General features: G+C 61.7%; 17 protein-coding genes. 13 read left to right on the forward strand and 4 right to left on the reverse strand.

Annotated features, from left to right (window positions below):
* Window positions 1-243: 243 nt before the first annotated feature.
* Window positions 244-1,176, reverse strand: coding sequence for a glycosyltransferase family 8 protein (locus QQF40_RS12180; protein ID WP_285461487.1), 933 nt, complete (start codon window positions 1,174-1,176; stop codon window positions 244-246).
* 331 nt (window positions 1,177-1,507) lie between these two features.
* Between QQF40_RS12180 and upp the strand changes: the two genes are divergently transcribed.
* The 3 genes from upp (at window position 1,508) to QQF40_RS12195 (ending at window position 4,959) form a co-directional block, all read left to right on the forward strand.
* Window positions 1,508-2,137, forward strand: coding sequence for a uracil phosphoribosyltransferase (upp, locus tag QQF40_RS12185; RefSeq protein WP_043335602.1), 630 nt, complete (start codon window positions 1,508-1,510; stop codon window positions 2,135-2,137).
* A 121-nt stretch (window positions 2,138-2,258) separates the two neighbouring features.
* Window positions 2,259-3,545, forward strand: coding sequence for a uracil-xanthine permease family protein (locus tag QQF40_RS12190; RefSeq protein ID WP_175089381.1), 1,287 nt, complete (start codon window positions 2,259-2,261; stop codon window positions 3,543-3,545).
* 190 nt (window positions 3,546-3,735) lie between these two features.
* Window positions 3,736-4,959 carry a glycosyltransferase gene (locus QQF40_RS12195; RefSeq protein WP_285461488.1) on the forward strand — a complete coding sequence of 408 codons (1,224 nt, stop codon included), beginning with the start codon at window positions 3,736-3,738 and terminating at the stop codon, window positions 4,957-4,959.
* A gap of 109 nt (window positions 4,960-5,068) precedes the next feature.
* Here QQF40_RS12195 and QQF40_RS12200 read toward each other — a convergent pair whose 3' ends face one another.
* From QQF40_RS12200 to QQF40_RS12210, 3 genes are all read right to left on the reverse strand, one after another.
* Window positions 5,069-5,800 (reverse strand): helix-turn-helix domain-containing protein, encoded by a 732-nt coding sequence (locus QQF40_RS12200; protein ID WP_502871434.1) that lies wholly within the window; start codon window positions 5,798-5,800, stop codon window positions 5,069-5,071.
* Between the two features lie 104 nt (window positions 5,801-5,904).
* Complete coding sequence (locus QQF40_RS12205) at window positions 5,905-8,193, reverse strand: sensor histidine kinase (RefSeq protein WP_175089383.1); 2,289 nt, start codon at window positions 8,191-8,193, stop codon at window positions 5,905-5,907.
* Entirely contained in the window at window positions 8,190-9,752 is a 1,563-nt protein-coding gene (locus tag QQF40_RS12210; protein WP_285461489.1) for a sigma-54-dependent transcriptional regulator, read from the reverse strand. Before QQF40_RS12210 ends, QQF40_RS12205 begins: the two co-directional genes overlap by 4 nt.
* Window positions 9,753-10,372: 620 nt before the next feature.
* Between QQF40_RS12210 and QQF40_RS12215 the strand changes: the two genes are divergently transcribed.
* The 10 genes from QQF40_RS12215 (at window position 10,373) to QQF40_RS12260 (ending at window position 19,524) form a co-directional block, all read left to right on the forward strand.
* Window positions 10,373-11,296 carry an ABC transporter substrate-binding protein gene (locus QQF40_RS12215; protein ID WP_175089386.1) on the forward strand — a complete coding sequence of 308 codons (924 nt, stop codon included), beginning with the start codon at window positions 10,373-10,375 and terminating at the stop codon, window positions 11,294-11,296.
* Window positions 11,297-11,322: 26 nt separating this feature from the next.
* Window positions 11,323-11,997, forward strand: coding sequence for an ABC transporter permease (locus QQF40_RS12220; RefSeq protein ID WP_199852303.1), 675 nt, complete (start codon window positions 11,323-11,325; stop codon window positions 11,995-11,997).
* Between the two features lie 118 nt (window positions 11,998-12,115).
* A complete protein-coding gene (locus QQF40_RS12225; RefSeq protein ID WP_175089389.1) occupies window positions 12,116-12,928 on the forward strand; it encodes an ABC transporter ATP-binding protein in 813 nt (270 codons plus the stop codon).
* 190 nt (window positions 12,929-13,118) lie between these two features.
* The gene (mobA, locus tag QQF40_RS12230; RefSeq protein WP_175089391.1) at window positions 13,119-13,835 is read left to right on the forward strand and encodes a molybdenum cofactor guanylyltransferase; all 717 of its coding nucleotides are present in this window, start codon (window positions 13,119-13,121) and stop codon (window positions 13,833-13,835) included.
* Window positions 13,836-14,350: 515 nt separating this feature from the next.
* Window positions 14,351-14,950: a molybdopterin-guanine dinucleotide biosynthesis protein B gene (mobB, locus tag QQF40_RS12235; RefSeq protein WP_285461490.1), complete on the forward strand. Its 600-nt coding sequence runs from the start codon at window positions 14,351-14,353 to the stop codon at window positions 14,948-14,950.
* Window positions 14,947-16,356 (forward strand): molybdopterin molybdotransferase MoeA, encoded by a 1,410-nt coding sequence (gene moeA / locus QQF40_RS12240; protein ID WP_175089394.1) that lies wholly within the window; start codon window positions 14,947-14,949, stop codon window positions 16,354-16,356. Before mobB ends, moeA begins: the two co-directional genes overlap by 4 nt.
* A gap of 164 nt (window positions 16,357-16,520) precedes the next feature.
* Complete coding sequence (gene moaC, locus QQF40_RS12245; protein ID WP_285461491.1) at window positions 16,521-17,390, forward strand: cyclic pyranopterin monophosphate synthase MoaC; 870 nt, start codon at window positions 16,521-16,523, stop codon at window positions 17,388-17,390.
* Window position 17,391: 1 nt separating this feature from the next.
* Window positions 17,392-18,012 (forward strand): molybdenum cofactor biosynthesis protein MoaE, encoded by a 621-nt coding sequence (locus QQF40_RS12250; protein ID WP_487886045.1) that lies wholly within the window; start codon window positions 17,392-17,394, stop codon window positions 18,010-18,012.
* A complete protein-coding gene (gene moaA, locus QQF40_RS12255) occupies window positions 18,009-18,998 on the forward strand; it encodes a GTP 3',8-cyclase MoaA (RefSeq protein WP_175089399.1) in 990 nt (329 codons plus the stop codon). Before QQF40_RS12250 ends, moaA begins: the two co-directional genes overlap by 4 nt.
* Window positions 18,999-19,239: 241 nt before the next feature.
* Window positions 19,240-19,524: an H-NS family histone-like protein gene (locus QQF40_RS12260; protein WP_043336782.1), complete on the forward strand. Its 285-nt coding sequence runs from the start codon at window positions 19,240-19,242 to the stop codon at window positions 19,522-19,524.
* Window positions 19,525-19,561: the final 37 nt, after the last annotated feature.

A 19,561-nucleotide genomic window follows, 5' to 3' on the forward strand; every position in this document is an offset into this window, starting at 1 on the left:
TGATGAATGAACTGATGGCAAAGCACAATGAAGCACCACCCTCAATTCAATAGGGTGTTGCACTCAGAGCCTGCATCCGCCGTATTTTGAGATTTTTCTATTATAATTGTGATGGATTTGAAAGCCAAGATGTTCATGTTGTTCCAGTGAGAGTATCCAATACGGTGAGAGACGGCTACGACTTAGTATGCAAAAAAGATTCTACCCTATTATGGTTGGCGCGTTAATATGCGCCAACCATGGTTAGGCGCTTTTGTGCATGTCGATCAATTGTTTACTCATTCTTTTTCTCTTTTCGTACAGAAATAGTTTCTGTACTGACGCATAGAATCTTATTCTTTTGCGTAATGCAATTTTCTGAGTTTTAACTGGCCACGGAGTTTTGCGACGATAACTTTTATATAATTCCTTCAATGGATGCAAGCTATGCGCATCCCAAGGTTTACTGTTTTTCCCCATATAGTGAACCATGATCGGTTCCTGAATTGATTTCAAGAATTCATTTTTATCTCTATGCTGCTCGGTCATACGTTTTTCTAAAATTTTATAGGCAGGTCGTTGAGCATTCCAAGTCAACGGAAGACGATACCATTCCCCTTGGGCGACTTTGTTGATTGCGCATTGTTCATTGTGTGCACACAATTCAGGGTGAGCTAATAAAAACTCCAGTCCTCTCTTTCCTATTTTTTCTTCTTTCCACTGCTTCATATTGATAAGCATTAATCCACAGTTGAAGTAATCACCTTTTTTCAAACCAAGGCGTCTATATGGAGATCTACCGATATTTTCCACGGCAGCAATTGTGAAACTTCTCCCACTGGTTTCCCTGTATATATCCAATAAATCGCCAACGACAACAGTGTCACAATCCAAGCATAGAACTAGTTCTTCATCATCAAGCAATTCATCAAGATAGAATCTGAAGTAAATTGACTTGCCGTAGCGCTTTATTTTTAGACCACTAAATTTACTGTCGTCTAGATAAACAAATGCCACATGAGATCCATATTTTTCTATCATGGATCTCAATGTTGATCTTGTGCCTGCTTTGAGCCCAGCGTCGCCAATGATAAATTTGAGCTTTTCAGGCTCTTTACAATTGATGATTGCCGATATAATAGTAGTGGCTAGATGTGCGGCATAATTTTCATCGCATGATATGAATATAGGTAGCATCAATTCCTCTCGTGTAAAATACTTTTGATATTTATATATGATAATGTTTGTGTGTTTTCTAATCAATGCTGCGAGGTTTTCTCTTAGAATGGTTACTGTTCGGTTACAAAAGCAACTCTGGATATCTGCTCAGTGCGAGGATTGTGCTACTGACACGGAGGCTTAGCCCTTGCGGCTAAAGGTGAGGAGGCAGGGTGGTGGTACTTAACTTGTAAGCCTGCTTCCGCTAGAATGCGCTCAATTTACCAGCCTTCCCGCTGCTATCGTCCGAGCCGGCGGGAGGTAGTGCTGCGTATCGTTTGCACCATCTTCTGTCCCAAGAGGTATTTCCATGAGCGTCCATGCCATCAATCATCCACTGGTCCAGCACAAGCTCGGCCTGATGCGTGCAGCAGGCATCAGCACCAAGAGCTTCCGTGAGCTGGCCAGTGAGGTCGCCAAGCTGTTGACCTATGAGGCAACCCAGGACCTGGAGCTGGAAACTACCACCATTGATGCCTGGAGCGGCAACGAGCTGGATGTCCAGACCATCAAGGGCAAGAAAGTGACCATCGTCCCGATCCTGCGCGCCGGCCTGGGCATGCTGGATGGCGTGACGGACCTGATTCCCCCGGCACGCATCAGCGTCGTGGGTCTGTACCGTGATGAAGAGACGCTGGAGCCGGTGCCGTATTTCGAGAAGTTCGTGTCAGATCTCGACGAGCGTCTGGCCATCGTGATCGACCCGATGCTGGCAACCGGCGGCTCCATGATCGCCACGCTGGACATGCTCAAGGCCAAGGGCTGCCAGCAGATCAAGGTCATCGTCCTGGTCGCGGCACCTGAGGGGATCGCCAAGGTGCAGGAGTCCTACCCGGATATCGAGATCTACACCGCCTCCGTCGATGACCGTCTCGACGAGAACGGTTATATCGTGCCGGGTCTCGGCGATGCCGGCGACAAGATCTTCGGCACGCGCTGAGCGCCCGCCAGAGATGACAACGCCCTGCGCATCTGCGTGGGGCGTTTTTGTATCTGTCTGACCTGTCTGAGCAGTCAGGATCAGGCGGTTGACTCTTCCGCCCGTGAAAAGAAGTGCTGCCATGTCGTCTTCATCACCGTCCTCTGATACTTCCTCTCCCCATGCGTCGTCTGCCCATGTGCCCTTGCCGGAACAGGAAGGGTTCTCGCTGACGACTCTCGTCACCGGCGCGCAGATGCTGTTCGTCGCCTTTGGTGCGCTGGTGCTGGTCCCGCTGCTGACCGGGCTTGATCCCAACGTCGCCCTGTTCACGGCCGGTGTCGGCACCCTGGTCTTCCAGTGCGTGACCAAGGCCAGCGTGCCGGTCTTCCTCGCCTCATCGTTTGCCTTCATTGCGCCCATCCAGAGCTCGGTCGCCAACTTCGGCATTCCTGCCACCATGGGCGGTTTGTTCGTCGCGGGGCTGGTCTATGTGCTGCTGGCGCAATGCATTCGTCTCAAGGGTGTCGGCATCGTGCATCGCCTGCTGCCGGCTGTCGTGGTCGGGCCGGTGATCATGGTCATCGGTCTGGCGCTGGCACCGACGGCGGTGCAGATGGCCACCGGCGAGTTCAGCGACAACATCTCGCATGCCCAGGCGCTGACATTGTCATTGGCCAGTCTTGGCGTGACGCTGGTGCTGTCGATCTTCGGACGTGGCATGTTGCGTCTGGTGCCGATCCTCGGCGGTATCCTGACGGGATATGTGCTGGGGCTGCTGATGGGAGTGATCGATCTCTCGCCGGTGCATGCGGCTGCGTGGCTGGCACTGCCAAGCTTCACTGCGCCGACCTTCGAATTCTCCGCCATCCTGTTCATGATTCCCGTCGCCATCGCGCCTGCCGTCGAGCACATCGGCGACATGGTGGCGATCGGCTCGGTGACACGGCGTGACTACCTGAAGAAGCCGGGGCTGCATCGCACGCTGCTCGGTGACGGTCTGGCGACGTCGGCGGCGTCATTGTTCGGCGGTCCGCCAAATACCACCTATTCCGAAGTGACCGGCGCGGTGATGCTGACTCGCAACTTCAACCCACGTGTGATGACGGTCGCGGCCTGTGTCGCGATCTCGCTGGCCTTCATCGGCAAGGTCGGCGCCGTGCTGCAGACGATTCCCACGCCGGTGATGGGCGGCATCATGTGCCTGCTGTTCGGCTCGATCGCGGTGGTCGGCATGAACACGCTGGTGCGCGCGGGAGATTCGCTGACCGCACCGCGCAATCTGGTGATCGCCTCCTTGATCCTGGTGTTCGGGATCGGTGGCATGCAGGTCGGTGGTGGCCAGTTCACGCTGCAGGGCGTGAGCCTGGCCGCCATTCTGGGCATCGTGCTCAACCTGATTCTGCCACCGGCGAAAGAGGGAGAATGATTACCATCTGATGAGTGGTCGCAGGGAACATTTCCGCGAATGACGGTTCAGATAAATGCAACTCCCGTGTGCTGAGCGACTGGCACATGCGAGTTGCATTTTTCGTTTTCCTACCCGACGCCAGCTATCGTTTTCGCATGTCTTGCACGCGGCACAAAGCGGTACTGGTGGACATTCGAAGGAGTGATGCTTGCGTACCCTGGTCGTAGTGAGAAGCCTGAAAATGGGCGGCATGGAGCGAGTGGCGGTCAATCTTGCCGACAGTCTGGCCGCGAATGACCACGAGACGCATATGGTCATCTGGCGCGGTCGTGATCAGGTGCTTGAGCCACAGGATGCCAGCGTCCAGCAGCACATCGTGCCGATTCAGCAACGCGTTCAGCGTTCCGTCGGCGGCGCCCTGACGACACTGGCGTCACGCCTGGTGCTCAATCCCGTAATCCGCCGTTCCAATTTCGTGTGGGTCGGCAAGGCCGGTGGCGAGGAATTCGCCGCTTGGCTCGAGGAATTCGAGCAGGAACACGGCAAGGTTGACCGCATCATCTTCCGTGGCCTGGGGACCTTCGAGCAGGTGTGGGGGTTCAAGGATCCTCGTGCACGTTACGTGCTGGAAAATCGCGTCAATTTCAGCGGCCCGCAGTGGAAGCAGCGCATGTTTGCCCGCTGCCTGCTGGAGGACAAGCATCTGGTGGCGGTGTCCGAGGATGTGGCGCAAGGGGCACGAGACATTGCTCGCCAGCATGGGGTGACACCGGCGCATATCGAGACGATCGTCAATGCCTGCCCTATCTCCCGGATTCGCGAGCAGGCCGCCATGGATGAGCCGGATATCCCCGCTGAGCCCTTCATTCTCAATGTGGCGCGTCTGGTGCCGCAGAAAGATCATGCTCTCTTGCTCGAGGCTTATGCCCTGGCCAATCCGAAGGAGCCGCTGGTGATCGTGGGGGCGGGCAATTGCCGTGAAGCCCTGGAAGCCCAGGCTGAAAGGCTTGGCATCTCAGAGCGGGTGATCTTCGCCGGTCAGCGTGACAATCCCTATGCCTGGATGCGGGCCGCCAAGCTGTTCGTGCTCAGCTCGCGTGTCGAAGGCATGGGGATCGTGCTGATGGAAGCATTGGCCTGCGGCACACCGGTCGTGTCGGTGGATTGCCGTGGCGGAATACGCGAGATCCTGAAGGGCGAACTGGAACACGCCATCGCACCGCATTCCGCCGAAGGCCTCGCGCGACGCATGAACGAGTTGCTGGCAGACGAGGGTTATCCGGTTCGCGAGGAATGGCTGGCTGATTTCTGCCCGCACACCATGGTGGAGCGTTTCCTGGCCGAGCCGGCCACCAATGAGCCCTGGGGCGAGGCGCGCGAGCAGTCGCCTGATGCTGCGGGCCAGCCTCACTCCCGAGCTGCAAGAGGCTAGCGACGCGCTTTATGCCAACTCGGCCGCGCTGGCTTGGGTCTTGCCGGTCAAGGCCATGCTGGCCAGGGTTGAGCTGGCAGGGCCGATCAGTTCTCGAGCGAAGCCTGGCCTAACGACTCTTTGCGATGCATAGCCACTGGCAATCCGGGGCCTCGGCAGCGTCGGAGGTCCCGTGGTGAGTAACTTCACGGCTTGCGGCTTCAGGGATGTCGAGCTCACCGCTGGCGGCTTGCGATGCTTCAGGCTTGCGCCAGTGCAGTTGATAGCGCTCCCCGGCATGCAGTCGCGCAGCATCACCACATTCGAGAAGTGCCTCCTGGCAGGCCGCCGTCGCGGGGAGCTCGATACACAGTGCGCCGTGCGTGACCAGCACCAGGCTGTCATGCGTGGCCTGCAGATAGGCTCTGCACTCCGGTGCGAGGCTGCCCAGTTCGATCTGGGGCAGTGGCGATGTCTGCCGGAATTGATCGATGCGCCGCAGCGTGAGACCCGGCCCACAGCCCGCAATCGGCTCATGCTCGCTGTCACGCAGGATACGTGGTGGATCGACGGGCACCTCATCGCTGAAGAAGTCGCTCAGCGAGACCGGAAATACCTCGAGAATCTTGCTCAGTGAGCTGACGGAAGGGCTGACCGCGTCCTGCTCGACCTGCGAGATGGTCGAATTGGTCACCTGGGCGCGCTTGGCCAGTTCGCGCTGAGAGAGGCCGTGACGCATCCTCAGTTCGCGCAGCCGCTTGCCCAGCGTGGGAGACGCTGCCATTTTCTCGTCGTCAGTGGGCTGCGCTGCCTTGCCGGCAGTGAAAGGTTCGGGGGCAGTGCGGGAGGTATCGTGCGACATCAGTGGTGCCTGATTGAGTGAGCATGCGCGCAGGCTAGCACGCGGGCGGGAGTCCGTGGCAGTGCCCCTCGCCACGGCCAGTGTGTTCATCAGCCGCGTGTAGCTCAAGGCGAGCGACTGCTGCCCCCGGCGCTGAGCGTCTCGAGCAGATGGCGCCCTTGATCATCCTCGTGATGCCGGCGTGCGATGCACGGCAGCCACAGGCAGAAGGTGGCGCCGCCACCGGGCGTATCTTCCAGCCATAGCCTGCCTCCCAGCTGGGTGATCAAGCCCGATGAGACCGACAGACCGATGCCCGAGCCATTGGCGCGCGTGGTGAAGAAGGGCGTGAAGATGCGCGACTTCAGGTGCTCGGGCACGCCAGCCCCGTGATCGATGACGCGTATCTCGACACCCGCCACGGGGGCGAGCTCCTCTGTTGGCGTTGGCACTGCTGCTGGTACTGAGGCTGACGCTGGCACTGAGGGTGATGTATCCGGACGGCTGTTCGGCTCGCCGTTCATCACGGCCAGCGCTGCATCACGATCACGGCTGGTGATGCACAGCGTATCCGGCGCAGGCGCCATCTCGATGGCGTTGATCAGCAGGTTGACCAGCACCTGGGTCAGTTGCGCGCGATCGGCCTCGATCAAGCGGGTCGCCGCCAGCTCATGCTGCAATCGATGGCCATGATGATCCAGCGCATGCCTGACCAGCACCTCGACACTGTGGATCGCCTCATCGGGATGAATCTGGCTGAGGTGAGGCGCACCGAGCGATGGCGTCAGTGAGTTGCCATCGCCAATGTCATTGGAGGCGAGCGGATCGCGCGCGTACTGACGCAGGTTGTCGACCAGCGCGCGAATGCGTTCGACCTGATGGATGATGGTGGCGATTTCCTCGCGTACCGGCTCGGCCTGTTCGCCGAGAATCACCTCGATCAACTCGACATGGCCCAGAATCACCGCGGCGGGGTTGTTGATCTCGTGGCCGATACCCGCCGTCAGTTCGCCCAGTGCCGCCAGTTTCTCGCGGGTCAGCAGGCGTGCGCGCGCTTCACGCAGCAGGCGGACGTGCTCCTCCAGTGCCTGACTGCGTTCGCGCAGCGTGGCGGTCTGGGCGCTCAGATCGCGGGTGCGGTCCTCGACCTGGGCTTCCAGCGTCTGGGCCGCGAGCTGTATCTCATGGCGGTGCGCTTCCAGTCGCGCCAGCATGGCGTCGAATTCCTCGGCCAGTTCATCCAGCTCATCACCGTGTCGCTGCGCCGGCCCCAGAGAGGACAGTGGGCCTATGCGCAAGCCCTCCTGTGATGGTGTATCACGCACCGCATGCACCACACGGCGGATCTGTCGGATCGGCTGCATCAGACGCTCGATGCTGCTCCACACCAGCAGCACCCCCAACAGGCTGACCGCGATCAGCACCAGGCTGATATGTGTCAACGTCTCGCGATAGAGGCGCGCGTAGGGCGCCTGTGGGTAGCCTGCGTAGATCATGCCGATCCGCTGGCCATCCAGAGAATCCAGCGGGGCATAGGCGGCCACGAACCAGTCACGCACCACGAAGGCACGATTGATATAGCGCTCGCCATTGCCGATCACCTGACGCTTCACCTCCAGCGAGGCGCGGGTGCCCAGCGCACGCTCGCCGCTGGCGTCGGTGACATTGGTGGCGATGCGGACATCATCGAGAAACAGGGTGATGGTGCCGGTGCCATCTTCCGGCAGAGTACCGGGGCCATAGAGCAGATCGCGGATTTCATCGACCAGACGCGGGTCGCGATTGAGCAGGCGGCCCGCATCCAGCACGCCCAGCAGCTTGCCCTCGCCATCGAGGATGGGCACCAGCGCCCGCAACAGCATGCCGCGGTTCTCCTCGCGGCGGGCACTGGGTTGTGCGTAGGGCGTCTGGCGCAGCGCAAGACGCGCGCGTTCGGCAAGCGCTGGATCCAGCGTCGCCAGCGAGTCGCTGGACAGCATGTCGAGGCCATCCAGGCTTTCGCCGCGCGCCAGTTGCGGAATCAGCGCGGCGACACCGGGCGTCTGACGCAACTGTTCTGTGGGCAACCAGCGCAGCCAGTCGGCATTGAGGGTGTCCCGCATCGTATCCAGGCGCGGTGTCAGACGTGGCAACAGCTGTGCGGATTGCTCATCGGGTGCCACCAGCTGGCGCAGGTTGCGGCGCATCGCCTCCAGGCCATCCCGCAGGCGCTGATGTTGGCTTTGCAGCGTGCGGCTGGCGACATCGAGATCGCTGCGCACGTTCATGTATAGCTGGCGGTCGGTATAGGCCGTGGTCCAGTAGGCGGTCAGGCCGACCAGCGCCAGCATCAGCGCCAGTAGCGGCGCCAGTGTCAGCAGCAGCAGCCTGCGCCGCAGCGAACCGGCGAAGTAATGGCGCAGGCGCTTGATCATGCGCTGCCGTCGGCTCCGTAGGGAGCGGTAGATGCAGTGGCGGGGGCTGGTTGATCGCTCTCGATGCTGCTCTCAGCACCATTCTCAGCGCCGCTGTCCCCGCCGCTTTGCTGCTCGGCGCGCCAGGTGGACAGTTTGCGATCCAGCGTCTTGCGCGAGATGCCCAGCTGGCGGGCGGCGGCTGACTTGTTGTTGGCATGCCGCTCCAGTACCGCGCACAGATGGGCCTTTTCCACCGCATCCAATGACCACTCGAGCGGATAGCCGCTGCTGGCGGCCTCTTCCATGGTGGTGGTCGCGTCTCCGCTGTCGTTCCATGTCGGGTGGCCTGATGCCTGTTCAGTCTGACTCTCGGCCGGCAGGGTATCGCCGGGCAGGCGACCGAGCAGCAAGGCGCGCTCGATGACGTTCTTGAGTTCCCGCACATTGCCGGGCCAGGAATAGTGGCACAGGCGAGTGAGGTCTGAGTGCTGCCAGGGCACGGCGGGGAGGTTGAGCTCACGCGACAGCTGGCGCGAGAAGTGCTGGGCCAATGCCGGGATATCCTCCGGGCGCTCGCGCAGGGCCGGCAGTGTCAGGCTCAGCACGTTGAGGCGATAGTAGAGGTCTTCGCGGAAGCGGCCCGCAGCCACCTCCGTCTCCAGTGTGCGATGGGTGGCGGCCACGATACGCACGTCCACCGCCTGTTCCTGCTCGCCACCGACGGGGCGCACGCGGCGCGTTTCCAGCACTCGCAACAGCTTGGCCTGCATCGCCAGGGGCATCTCGCCGATTTCATCCAGAAACAGCGTGCCGCCATCGGCGAAGCTGAACAGGCCATCACGGCCACGGTGGGCGCCGGTGAAGGCCCCCTTGAGATGGCCGAACAGCTCACTCTCCAACAGCTCCGGGCTGATCGCGCCGCAATTGACCGGCACGAAGGCCCCGCGCCGACCGGACAGGCGATGCAGGTCACGCGCCGCCAGCTCCTTGCCGGTGCCGGACTCTCCCAGGATCAGCACCGGCGAGGGCGCGGGAGCAACGCGCGCGATGATATGCGCCAGCTCCTGCATGGCAGGGCTCTCGCCCTTGAGACTGGCCTCTTCCTGTTGATGGCGGGCATTGTCGCGACGGAGCAGGAAGTTTTCCCGCGTCAGTTGGCGGCGCTCAAGGCAGCGGTCCAGCGCAGCCTGCAACTGTTCGAGACGAAACGGCTTGATGATGAAATCACAGGCCCCGGCCCGCAGCGCGCGCACAGCGGTCTCGAGGTCGGCGTAGGCGGTCATGAAGATGACATCGCTGACCGAAGAGGGCGCAAGCGCCTCATCCCAGTCCAGGCCATCGCGCCCCGGCAGGCGAATGTCGAGCAGGATGAGGTCGAAATGCAGACGCGAGCGCAGGGCTTCGGCCTGCTCGATACTATCGGCGCATTCGATCAGCGCAAAGCGCGAAGACAGTGCCTTCTCCAGATAGCGGCGCATGCCGGGCTCGTCGTCGACGATCAGTACCGAGGCGGTGGGGAGGGGGTCGCTGCCGCTACGCCGGGTCTCACGGGGTGTGGAGGGGGCGTGGGCAGTCATGGCGTTCCTCGGGTCAACAGGGCAGTAATGGTCGCAGGGGGAATCATCTCTATCATGCGGGCATTGTGGCGTGCCGCTCACTGGTAATCTAGCGCTGGATACCACATTGCTGCCTCTTTCTGCATACGCTTGCCGCAGGCAGAGCCTTGCAGCCTTGTCAGCACGCGGCGCTGGCAGGCAGGGTTGGCAGGCTGGCCCGTTACGCCACGCAAGGCCCGGTGATGACGCGTCAATTGGGTCGTCATGGGTCAGTGGGGGCACGCCTGGGCTTATTGTCAGTATTTTTCCGGCCATCCCGGCTGTGCCATCTCACCAACGCCATTCGCTCCAGTCGATATAGCGACGTCATCAGGGCGCGAGAAGGGCGAAAGGGGCGAGAAGGGCGAGAGGGGCGAGAGGCGGGTGCCGGCAAATCTGCCTGCTGGTGAAGATTCCGGTATCATCGCCGGCTGTCTTGTGAGCCAGCCCCTGTATCAGCCTCGATGCCAAAGCCTGAAAGCCTTTATTTGATAGTCCCTTTCGGCACCAGAGCGCTTTCGGCATGTCGTTTGCAGAGTCAGCATTCACGTTGATGTCATCAAGACCGTCACGCCAGAAGAAATATTCAGGGAGCATCATCCATGTCGCAACGCCATACCTTGTCTTCTCGTCGCCTGCTGGCCACCCTCGCAGGCCTGTCATTCGGTGCGCTGAGCATTCTGCCGGCCCATGCGGCCGACGACATCATCCGTCTGGCCACCACGACCAGCACCTACAATTCAGGTTTGCTCGATCACCTGCTGCCGGAGTATGAAGAAGCCCACGATGTCACCATCCAGGTCATCGCGGTCGGTACCGGCAAGGCGTTGCGCATGGGACAGGATGGCGATGTGGACCTGGTAATGACCCACGCCCCGGGCGCCGAGCGCAAGTTCGTCGATGCCGGTTACGGTGTCGAGCCGCATGGCGTGATGTACAACGACTTCGTGCTGCTCGGCCCTGAATCGGACCCGGCGGCCATTGACGGCATGCAGGATGTGGACGCCGCACTGGGCAAGATCGCCAGCGCCAATGCCGGCTTCATCTCGCGTGGCGATGACTCCGGCACCCACAAGAAGGAATTGGCCCTGTGGCAGAGTGCCGATGTCACCCCTGACTTCTCCGGCTACAAGGCCGTCGGCCAGGGCATGGGCAAGGTGCTGAGCATGGCCAGTGAGCTGCAGGACTACACCTTGAGCGATCGGGGCACCTGGCTTGCGATGGAAGACAAGCTCGAGCTCGAGATTCTGGTCGAGGGCGATGCGCGTCTCTTCAATCCCTATCAGGTGATTCTGGTCAATCCGGCCAATCATGATGGGCTCAACACCCGTGGTGCGCGTGAGCTGGCCGAATGGCTGATTTCCAGCGAAGGGCAGCAGGCGATCGATGATTATCGTCTCAAGGGCAAGGCGCTGTTCCATGCCAGCCATGGCGAGACCGGCTTCGATGCTCGCCAGACAGCGGATCGTGCCTCTGAGCGCACGCCGGTGAAGGCGCAGGACGCACAGGCTGAGCCGCGTTCGTGAGCTTGTGGCAAACCACGCAGGAGGCCATGAGCCTCCTGCTGAGCATGGATGGCGCGCTGTGGGAGATCATCGGCGTGTCGTTTCGTGTCTCGCTGATGGCGATGTTGATCGCGGTGCCACCGGCACTGTTGATCGCCTTCGTGCTGGTTCGCTGTGCCTTCCCGGGGCGATGGCTGTTGATCTCGCTGATCAATACCCTGATGGCAGTCCCCACCGTGGTGGTGGGGCTGCTGCTGTTCATCCTGTTGTCGCGCGCTGGTCCGCTGGGCGACTGGCATCTGCTGTTCACCCAGCCGGCGATGGTGATCGGGCAGATTCTGCTCGCCCTGCCGATTCTGGTAGTGATGCTGCATGCCGCGCTGGCGGGCGTCGACAAGCGTGCCTGGGAGACGGCCTTGCAGCTTGGGGCGTCGCGCCGGGCGGCGTTGTGGCGGCTGGTGATGGAGGCCCGTTTCGGCGTAATGGCGGCGTTGGTGGCCGCGTTTGGTAGAATCATCGCTGAAGTGGGTTGCGCCATGATGGTGGGTGGTAACATTGCCGGTTTCACGCGCAATATCACCACGGCCATCGCGCTGGAAACCCTCAAGGGCGAGTACGCCCAGGGGGTCGCCCTGGGCATGGTATTGCTGGTGTTGGCGCTGGCGCTCAATCTGATGCTGGGGCTGTTGCGCGGTCGCGGTCAGCTGGTAGTACAGGCGTGACCCGCGGCCTCGCCGCCAGTCACATTCTGCTCCCGCAGCCTGCAAGCCGCCTGCCTGCCAGTTGAGACAAGCACACCAGCACTGATCGCGTCAGGCTGAATCGTCGTATGGAGTCATGATGTTCCCCCCTAGTTCTTCGTCCTCGTCTGTTCCCCCGGGCGACTCCTCCTGCCCGGTGGCGGGGACTGGCTTCGCGCAAGCCTCGTCGTCTTCTGCCCAGGTACTCGATGCTGACGCAAGCGTTGCCCCTCTGTTGCGTGTGCGCGACCTCGAATATCGCTTGCCGCCTGCGGCGCAGGCATCCGGCGAGGGCGCCGAGGCGCAAGGGCGCCTGTTGTGGCATGTCGCGGCGCTGGATTGGGCACCGTCCCCGGCGTCCGGCTGGGTGCACCTCAAGGGCGACAACGGCAGCGGCAAGACCACGCTGCTGCGCGTGCTGGCCGGCATGCAGCCAGCGACAGGCGGCAAGCTTGAATGGCAGACCCGTGACGCTCATCCGGTGCGCTACCTGCACCAGCAGCCGTATCTGTTCGACACCAGCGTGGCCGGCAATCTGGTGCTGGCGGCTCGCTGGCAGCCCGACAGTGGCTCTGCCGGCCAGCAGCGCGATCAGGTCGAGGAGATGCTGCGCTGGAGTGGGCTGAGTGATCAGGCCCGACAGCCCGCCCGCTCATTGTCGGGAGGCGAGCGAGCGCGCCTGGCATTGGCGCGCGCCTGGTTGTCGCGTCCGCCGGTGCTGTTGCTGGATGAGCCTGCCGCCAATCTGGACCAGGCCGCCGTCGAGCAGTTGGCGTTGCGACTGGAGCAGATGTGCCAGCAGGGGTGTGCGGTGATCCTTTCCTCGCATCAGGACAATGCCTTGAGTCAGGGCTCGAGTGCGCGCTGGACGCTGAGCGCTGCCAGCCTGCACACTGAGCCCACAGCGGGCTGAGTTGCCTTGAGGGGCTGAGTTGCCTTGAGGGGCTGAGTTGCCTTGAGGGGCTGAGTTGCCTTGAGGGGCTGAGTTGCCTTGAGGGGCTGAGAAAGCCCTGTTCATCAGCCGCTTGCACTGGATGGCCTGCCAGCAGCCCTGCTGCAGGACATGACCTGCGCCTTGGCGCACTCGACCGGGATACGCTTTCATGCCGAGCTCCAATCACACCTCTGACGCTACACCACTGCCGAGCGATGCCGAGCAGCTCAAGGCCTCGCTCACGCCCGCCAATATCACCGGGGTGGTGCTGGCCGGTGGCCAGGCGCGGCGCATGGGTGGCGTCGACAAGGGACTGGTCACGCTCAATGAGGTGCCACTGATGGCGCATGTGCTGGCGCGCCTGACTCCTCAGGTGGGTGAGCTGCTGATCAATGCCAACCGCTCGCACGCCGAATATGCCGCCTATGGGCATCCGCTCGTCGAAGACAGCGAGCAGGGTTACCACGGCCCCCTGATGGGCATGGCCAGTGCGCTGGCGGCAGCGCGGACGCCCTGGGTGATGATGGTGGCCTGCGATGTGCCGCACCTGCCCAATGAACTGGTCGAGACGCTGAGCGTGGCGCTGATCGATCATGCCAACGGCGATCAGCTCGAAGGCTTCACTGTCGAGGGCGGTCACGCAGTCGATGCCGGGCCTGCGCTCTTGGCCGTGGCGGCAGACGAGTTCCGTTACCATCCGGTGATCTGTCTCATGCACCGTGGCCTGCTGCCTTCGCTGCAGGCGGCGCTGGTCGCTGGCGAGCGCAAGATCGACCGTTGGTTCGATCAGCATGTCTGGCTCAAGGTGCAGGCAGGCAGCGAGCAGGACTTCGCCAATCTCAACACCCTTGAAGAATGCCGTGAGATGGAAGCCGGCTCGCGCTGAGCGTGCTTCTTTCCTGACGTCCTCTGCGTGTCATCCGTTCCCGCTTGTACGCCCAAGGTGTGTCATTGTGATGCAGGTGGTTATCGCTGGGGGCGTCTCTTCAGGAGTCTGGCGGGTTATTGTCTTTGCCTGCCCGGTATTGATGGCCTTGGCGTTGCACCTTTCACGTGTCGTGTCTGGCGGTTCTGGCGGGTGTCTTGCCACTCTGCGTCGTTGCCCCCATTGAACCCTTGCTCATATCGAGTCGTTGCCCCATTGAAATGAGCGCCGTGCGTGTTCACCTTCATGGCATCCGCTCAGCCCGCATTGCATCGTCATCTTTTCCCTTGCGGGCGCGAGAGCGCTGCGGTGAGCCCGTCGACAGGCCGCCATACGCCGGAATCATCAAGAGAACCTTCATGCCTGAGTCCTTCTCCATGACTGACCAGCGTGCTGATACCGCTGTCAGTGCTGAACATCCTTCCCGCCGTAGTGATGCAACCGCCCCGCGTGGTGGTATTTGTCATGAAGTCGGGATGTCGCCCGCCTGGCAGGCACGTCTGGCGGCGTCAGCGTGTCCACTGTTGGGCATCGCGGCCTGGAGCGGCACCGGCAAGACCACGCTGCTCGAACAGCTGCTGCCCGAATTGAGAGCGCGCGGCCTCCGCGTCGCTGTCATCAAGCATGCGCATCATGCCTTTGATGTCGATACGCCGGGCAAGGACAGTCATCGTCTGCGAACGGCGGGAGCCGTACCGATGCTTGTGGCATCTTCCAGGCGTTATGCGCTGATGATGGAAACGCCGGACCAGGCAGAGGCCGATCTGGAGCAGCTGGTGGCGCAGCTCGAGAGGCTGGAGGTGGACCTGATTCTGGTCGAGGGCTTCAAGCAGTGGCCGCTGCCCAAGCTTGAGCTGTACCGCGAGGCCGTGGGCAAGCCGCTGCGAGCCCCGGAGGACCCCTGGATCCATGCGCTGGCGACACCGGCGGCGCAGCTGCCGCCTCGTGATGATGTGCCGCAGGACCTCAAGCGGCTGGACCTTGACGATCCTCAGGCGCTGGCTGCCTGGATCGCTGCCTGGCCGGTGCACTGGCGTCTGGAAGGCGGCAAGCCGCGTGGCGAGGTGGGCGCATGAGCCTGTCGTGTTTCGATCCGCGTTTCGGTGAACGCATGCTGAGTGTCGATGAAGCCTTGAGCGTGCTGGGGGAGAGCCTGGCGGGCGTGAGGCGCACGCCGCGCAGCGAGCGTGTCGCTCTGGCGCAGGCACCCGGACGTGTGCTCGCCGAGACGGTCATCTCGCCGCTGGATGTTCCGGCGCAGACCAACGCAGCGATGGACGGCATCGCGCTGGCACGGGCTTCATTGCCAGACGCGGAGAGCGGCGAGCCCCTGAGCGATCGCGGCGAATTGAGCGATCACTGCGAGCTGAGCGTGATCGGCAGCTCGCTGGCGGGCCATCCCTGGACGGGTCGAGCGCTCGCCGCGGGGGAGGCCATGCGCATCACGACCGGCGCGGCCTTGCCTGCAGGCGCCGACACCGTCGTCATGCAGGAGCAGCTCGAGTATCGCTCCACACAGGGCGAAGCCGGCGAGCAGGTGGTGATCGAAGGCGTGGCCAGCATTCGCCGTGGCCAGAATGTGCGTCAGGCCGGTGAGGACATCGCGCGCGGCGACCGGGTGATGACGCCGGGCCAGTGGCTGACGCCTGCCGCCGTGGGCGTGCTGGCGTCGCTCGGGCTCGCCGAGGTCTCCGTCTATCGGCCGCTGACGGTGGCGATCTTCTCCACCGGTGACGAGGTCACGGCTCCCGGCGAGACGCTGCCGGCAGGCGGCATCTATGACGCCAATCGCTTCAGCCTCGTGGCGCTGCTACATGACCAGGGCATCGAAGTGCTGGATCTCGGCATTCTGGGCGATGACGAGGCGAGCGTGAGTGCTGCCCTGCGTGATGCCGCGAAGCGTGCCGACATGGTCATCACCTCCGGCGGCGTGTCGGTGGGCGAGGCCGATCATGTGCGCAGTGCTCTCGCTGCCTGTGGTGAGCTCGCGTTGTGGCGCATCGCCATGCGACCCGGGCGTCCGCTGGCGTTCGGCATGTTGCGTGCCACTCCCGCCGGCGCCGAGTCGTCATCTGGCCAGGTGCCGTTTTTCGGCTTGCCGGGCAATCCGGTGGCGACCATGGTCACCTTCCTGCAGTTCGTGCTGCCCGCGCTACGCCTGTTGTCGGGCCAGCAACGGTTGGCGAAGGGTGAGGCGAATGCCTCGGCGACGACACTGGCGCAGTGGCAAGCCCCGCGCCTGCAGCTGATCGCCGGCGAGACGCTGCGCTCACGTGCCGAGCGTGTCGACTATCATCGCGGCCAGATCGTGCTGGATGACCAGGGGCGTCAGGTGGTGATGACCACAGGTCGGCAGGGCTCGGGTATTCTGACCTCGATGTTGCTGGCCGAATGCCTGATCGAGATCCCCGCCGGCTGCGCCACGCTCCACGCCGGCGAGCCGGTCATGGTGCAGTGGCTGGGCAGTCGCGGCATCGTCTAGACGATGCCCATGCAGTGGTCATGCCAGCTGATTCATGAAAAGATAGTCTGCTAATTTTTTTGGTCGGTCCTGCTCATCAGGGCTTGCCTGCCTGCTTCTTCAGGCTTTGGTATTTCTGAGATTGCCGCCAGTCAGGCGCACCCGATACGGATACGAGACAGCTCATGAGCCTTACTCATCTCAACGCACGCGGCGAAGCCCATATGGTGGATGTTGCGGACAAGCAGGAAACCCGCCGCGAGGCGCGAGCCAGCGCACGCGTCAGCATGCTGCCTGCCACGCTTGCCCTGCTCGCCGAAGGTGGCTTGCCCAAAGGCGATGTGCTGGCGACGGCGCGTATTGCCGGTATCCAGGCGGCCAAGCGCACTCATGAGCTGATTCCGCTCTGCCATGCCCTGATGCTCTCCAAGGTGACGGTCGACTTCACACTGGACAGCACCAACAGCTGCGTGGAAATTCAGGTGCTGTGCCGCCTCAATGGACGTACCGGTGTCGAGATGGAGGCGCTGACGGCGGCCTCGGTGGCGGCCTTGACGCTCTATGACATGTGCAAGGCGGTCGACAAGGGTATCGTGATCGGCGATATCCAGCTCGAGACCAAGACCGGCGGCAAGAGTGGAGACTGGCAGCGTCCGGAGGAGGCTGCCGCTTTCGAGCAGACGCCCGCTGAGCCAAGCCGTGCTGAATCAAGCCGGGCCGAGCCAAGCCGTGCTGCGGCAGCTGAGCCCAACGAAGTGAGAGTGACAGCGGGACAGGCCGCTTCGGCGGCACGCGATGATGCCACCGTGCGGGTTCTCTTCCTGGCGGAACTGCGGGAGCGGCTGGATCTCGATAGCCTGGCGCTGAACCTGACGACCCTGTCGGAGGCGACGGTCGGGGGCCTCAAGCGCACCCTGGCGCTGCGTGACCCGCAGCTTGAAGCGCTCAATGACACCCGCGTGCTATGCGCCGTCAATCAGGACATGGTGCGCGATGACCATGCACTGAATGCCGGTGATGAAGTCGCCTTCTTCCCACCGGTGACGGGGGGGTGACATGACCCAGGTCGCAAACGAAGCCACGCAGGCCTTTTCGGTCAGTATTCAGGCCTGCGATTTTGATCTGCGTGTCGAGCAGGATGCCCTGACGCGTGGGCGCGGCAACATCGGTGCCGTGGTGTCCTTCACGGGGCTGGTGCGTGATTTCAATCAGCGTCCGGATGTCGTCGCGCTGACGCTGGAACACTATCCCGGTATGACGGAGCGCAGCCTCGAGCGCTTGATCACAGAGGCGCGCGAGCGCTTCCCGCTCACCGGGGTGCGTATCATTCATCGTGTCGGACGGCTCGAGCCCGGCGACAATATCGTGCTGGTGCTGGTCGCCAGTGCACATCGTCAGGCTGCCTTTGCGGGCTGTGACTTCCTGATGGACCACCTCAAGTCGCGAGCGCCTTTCTGGAAAAAGGAGCACACCGCCACAGGAGATTATTGGGTGCGAGAACGCTCGAGTGATCGCGAGGCACTCGAGCGCTGGCATCCCGAGTCCGCGGTGACGGCAGAGGGTGGAGCGGCAACCCCCTTTGCCGAGCAACACAAGGCTGATGACTCATTGGCCGAGGCCAGCCGCGAAGAGCGACAATCAGCGCTGGCAACACCCAAGTTTTCGGGAGAGTCATGATGGAAACCCTGGTCGATGACTTCGGTCGTCGCATCCGCTATGTTCGCCTGTCAGTGACGGACCGCTGTGACTTTCGCTGCGTCTATTGCATGAGCGAAGAGATGACCTTTCTGCCGCGCGATGAGGTGTTGAGCCTCGAAGAGATCGCGTTGCTGGCGCGCGCCTTCGTGGAATTGGGGGTCGAGAAGATTCGCTTGACCGGAGGGGAGCCGCTGGTGCGGCGTGATATCGGCAAGCTGGTCGATGAAATCGGCGCGCTCGAGGGCCTCAAGGACTTCTCGATGACCACCAACGGCGCGGGCCTTGCCAGGCACGCCGCGCAGTTGAAGGCCGCCGGCATGTCACGGCTTAATATCAGCCTTGATTCTCTGGACCCGGAGCGCTTCAAGGCGCTGACGCGTACCGGCGACCTGAACAAGGTGATCGCCGGAATCCGTGCTGCGCGCGAGGAAGGTTTCCGCATCAAGCTCAATGCGGTGGTGCTGAAAGGTCGCAATGATCACGAAGTGGTATCGCTGGTCGAATTCGCGCGTCAGGAAGGGTTGGACATCAGCTTCATCGAGGAGATGCCGCTGGGCCAGGTCTCGGATCACGGTCGTGACGAGACCTTCTGCTCCAGTGATGATGTCCAGGCGCGCATCGAGACGCGTTATCCGCTGATTCCCACACTTGAAGACAGCCTGGGGCCGGCACGCTATTTCCGCATGGCGGACAGCGAATCACGGGTGGGATTCATCTCACCACACAGTCATAACTTCTGCTCGACCTGCAACCGCGTTCGCGTCACGGTAGAGGGGCGTCTGTTGCTGTGTCTTGGCAATGAGCACTCGCTTGACCTGCGGGACATCATGCGTCGTCACCCGGGGGATATCGAGCCGCTCAAGGCCGCGATCATCGATGCCATGCATCTCAAGCCCGAGCGTCATCACTTCACGACGGACGGTGATGTCCAGATCGTTCGCTTCATGAACATGACGGGAGGCTGAGTCCCTTTTTCGTCATCAGTCGTGGCGCTCATGTTGATCGAGCCTTCCCGGATAACTCACAGGCGCTCACAAGAACCCCGCTATCAAGCGGGGTTTTTGTTGGTCTATCCTATGGAAACACTGCCTTGCTTTTGACAAGGCTTGTTAGTTCATATTTAGCGCTTATACTTTGCTGCATTATCACATCCAATGCGATGACTCGCAGGGATTCCAGCTCAGTGCATATGGTGGAGGTAGCGAAATGACAGCCGATTCTCTCGAAAAGATCGCCCGTAACAAGAATGTTGCTCGTGCAGCAGCGCGTCAGCTGTCCATGGAACAACTGCACAAGCTCTCCGAGGTCATCAATGAGGTGATCGAGCAGAAAGCCGAAGAAGACGAGCAGCGCCGCGAGGAAGAAATCGCCAAGGAGCGCAAGCTTGCCGAGATTCGTGATGCGATGATCGAAGCTGGCCTTTCCGTGGATGACCTGGTCAGTGATCAGCCCAAGCGTCGTGGCCGTCCGCCGAAGAACAAGTCCGTTTGAGCCCTTCGGTCTGACGTCATGGAGGTGGCTGAAGCGC

This window comes from Cobetia sp. LC6, from assembly GCF_030264805.1.
Classification (GTDB): Bacteria; Pseudomonadota; Gammaproteobacteria; order Pseudomonadales; family Halomonadaceae; genus Cobetia.

Coding starts and splice junctions, on each gene's coding strand:
- QQF40_RS12180 (WP_285461487.1), bottom strand. CDS start 1,176: ATGCTACCTATATTCATATCATGCGATGAAAATTATGCCGCACATCTA.
- upp (WP_043335602.1), top strand. CDS start 1,508: ATGAGCGTCCATGCCATCAATCATCCACTGGTCCAGCACAAGCTCGGC.
- QQF40_RS12190 (WP_175089381.1), top strand. CDS start 2,259: ATGTCGTCTTCATCACCGTCCTCTGATACTTCCTCTCCCCATGCGTCG.
- QQF40_RS12200 (WP_502871434.1), bottom strand. CDS start 5,800: ATGTCGCACGATACCTCCCGCACTGCCCCCGAACCTTTCACTGCCGGC.
- QQF40_RS12205 (WP_175089383.1), bottom strand. CDS start 8,193: ATGATCAAGCGCCTGCGCCATTACTTCGCCGGTTCGCTGCGGCGCAGG.
- QQF40_RS12210 (WP_285461489.1), bottom strand. CDS start 9,752: ATGACTGCCCACGCCCCCTCCACACCCCGTGAGACCCGGCGTAGCGGC.
- QQF40_RS12215 (WP_175089386.1), top strand. CDS start 10,373: ATGTCGCAACGCCATACCTTGTCTTCTCGTCGCCTGCTGGCCACCCTC.
- QQF40_RS12220 (WP_199852303.1), top strand. CDS start 11,323: ATGAGCCTCCTGCTGAGCATGGATGGCGCGCTGTGGGAGATCATCGGC.
- QQF40_RS12225 (WP_175089389.1), top strand. CDS start 12,116: ATGTTCCCCCCTAGTTCTTCGTCCTCGTCTGTTCCCCCGGGCGACTCC.
- mobA (WP_175089391.1), top strand. CDS start 13,119: ATGCCGAGCTCCAATCACACCTCTGACGCTACACCACTGCCGAGCGAT.
- mobB (WP_285461490.1), top strand. CDS start 14,351: ATGTCGCCCGCCTGGCAGGCACGTCTGGCGGCGTCAGCGTGTCCACTG.
- moeA (WP_175089394.1), top strand. CDS start 14,947: ATGAGCCTGTCGTGTTTCGATCCGCGTTTCGGTGAACGCATGCTGAGT.
- moaC (WP_285461491.1), top strand. CDS start 16,521: ATGAGCCTTACTCATCTCAACGCACGCGGCGAAGCCCATATGGTGGAT.
- QQF40_RS12250 (WP_487886045.1), top strand. CDS start 17,392: ATGACCCAGGTCGCAAACGAAGCCACGCAGGCCTTTTCGGTCAGTATT.
- moaA (WP_175089399.1), top strand. CDS start 18,009: ATGATGGAAACCCTGGTCGATGACTTCGGTCGTCGCATCCGCTATGTT.
- QQF40_RS12260 (WP_043336782.1), top strand. CDS start 19,240: ATGACAGCCGATTCTCTCGAAAAGATCGCCCGTAACAAGAATGTTGCT.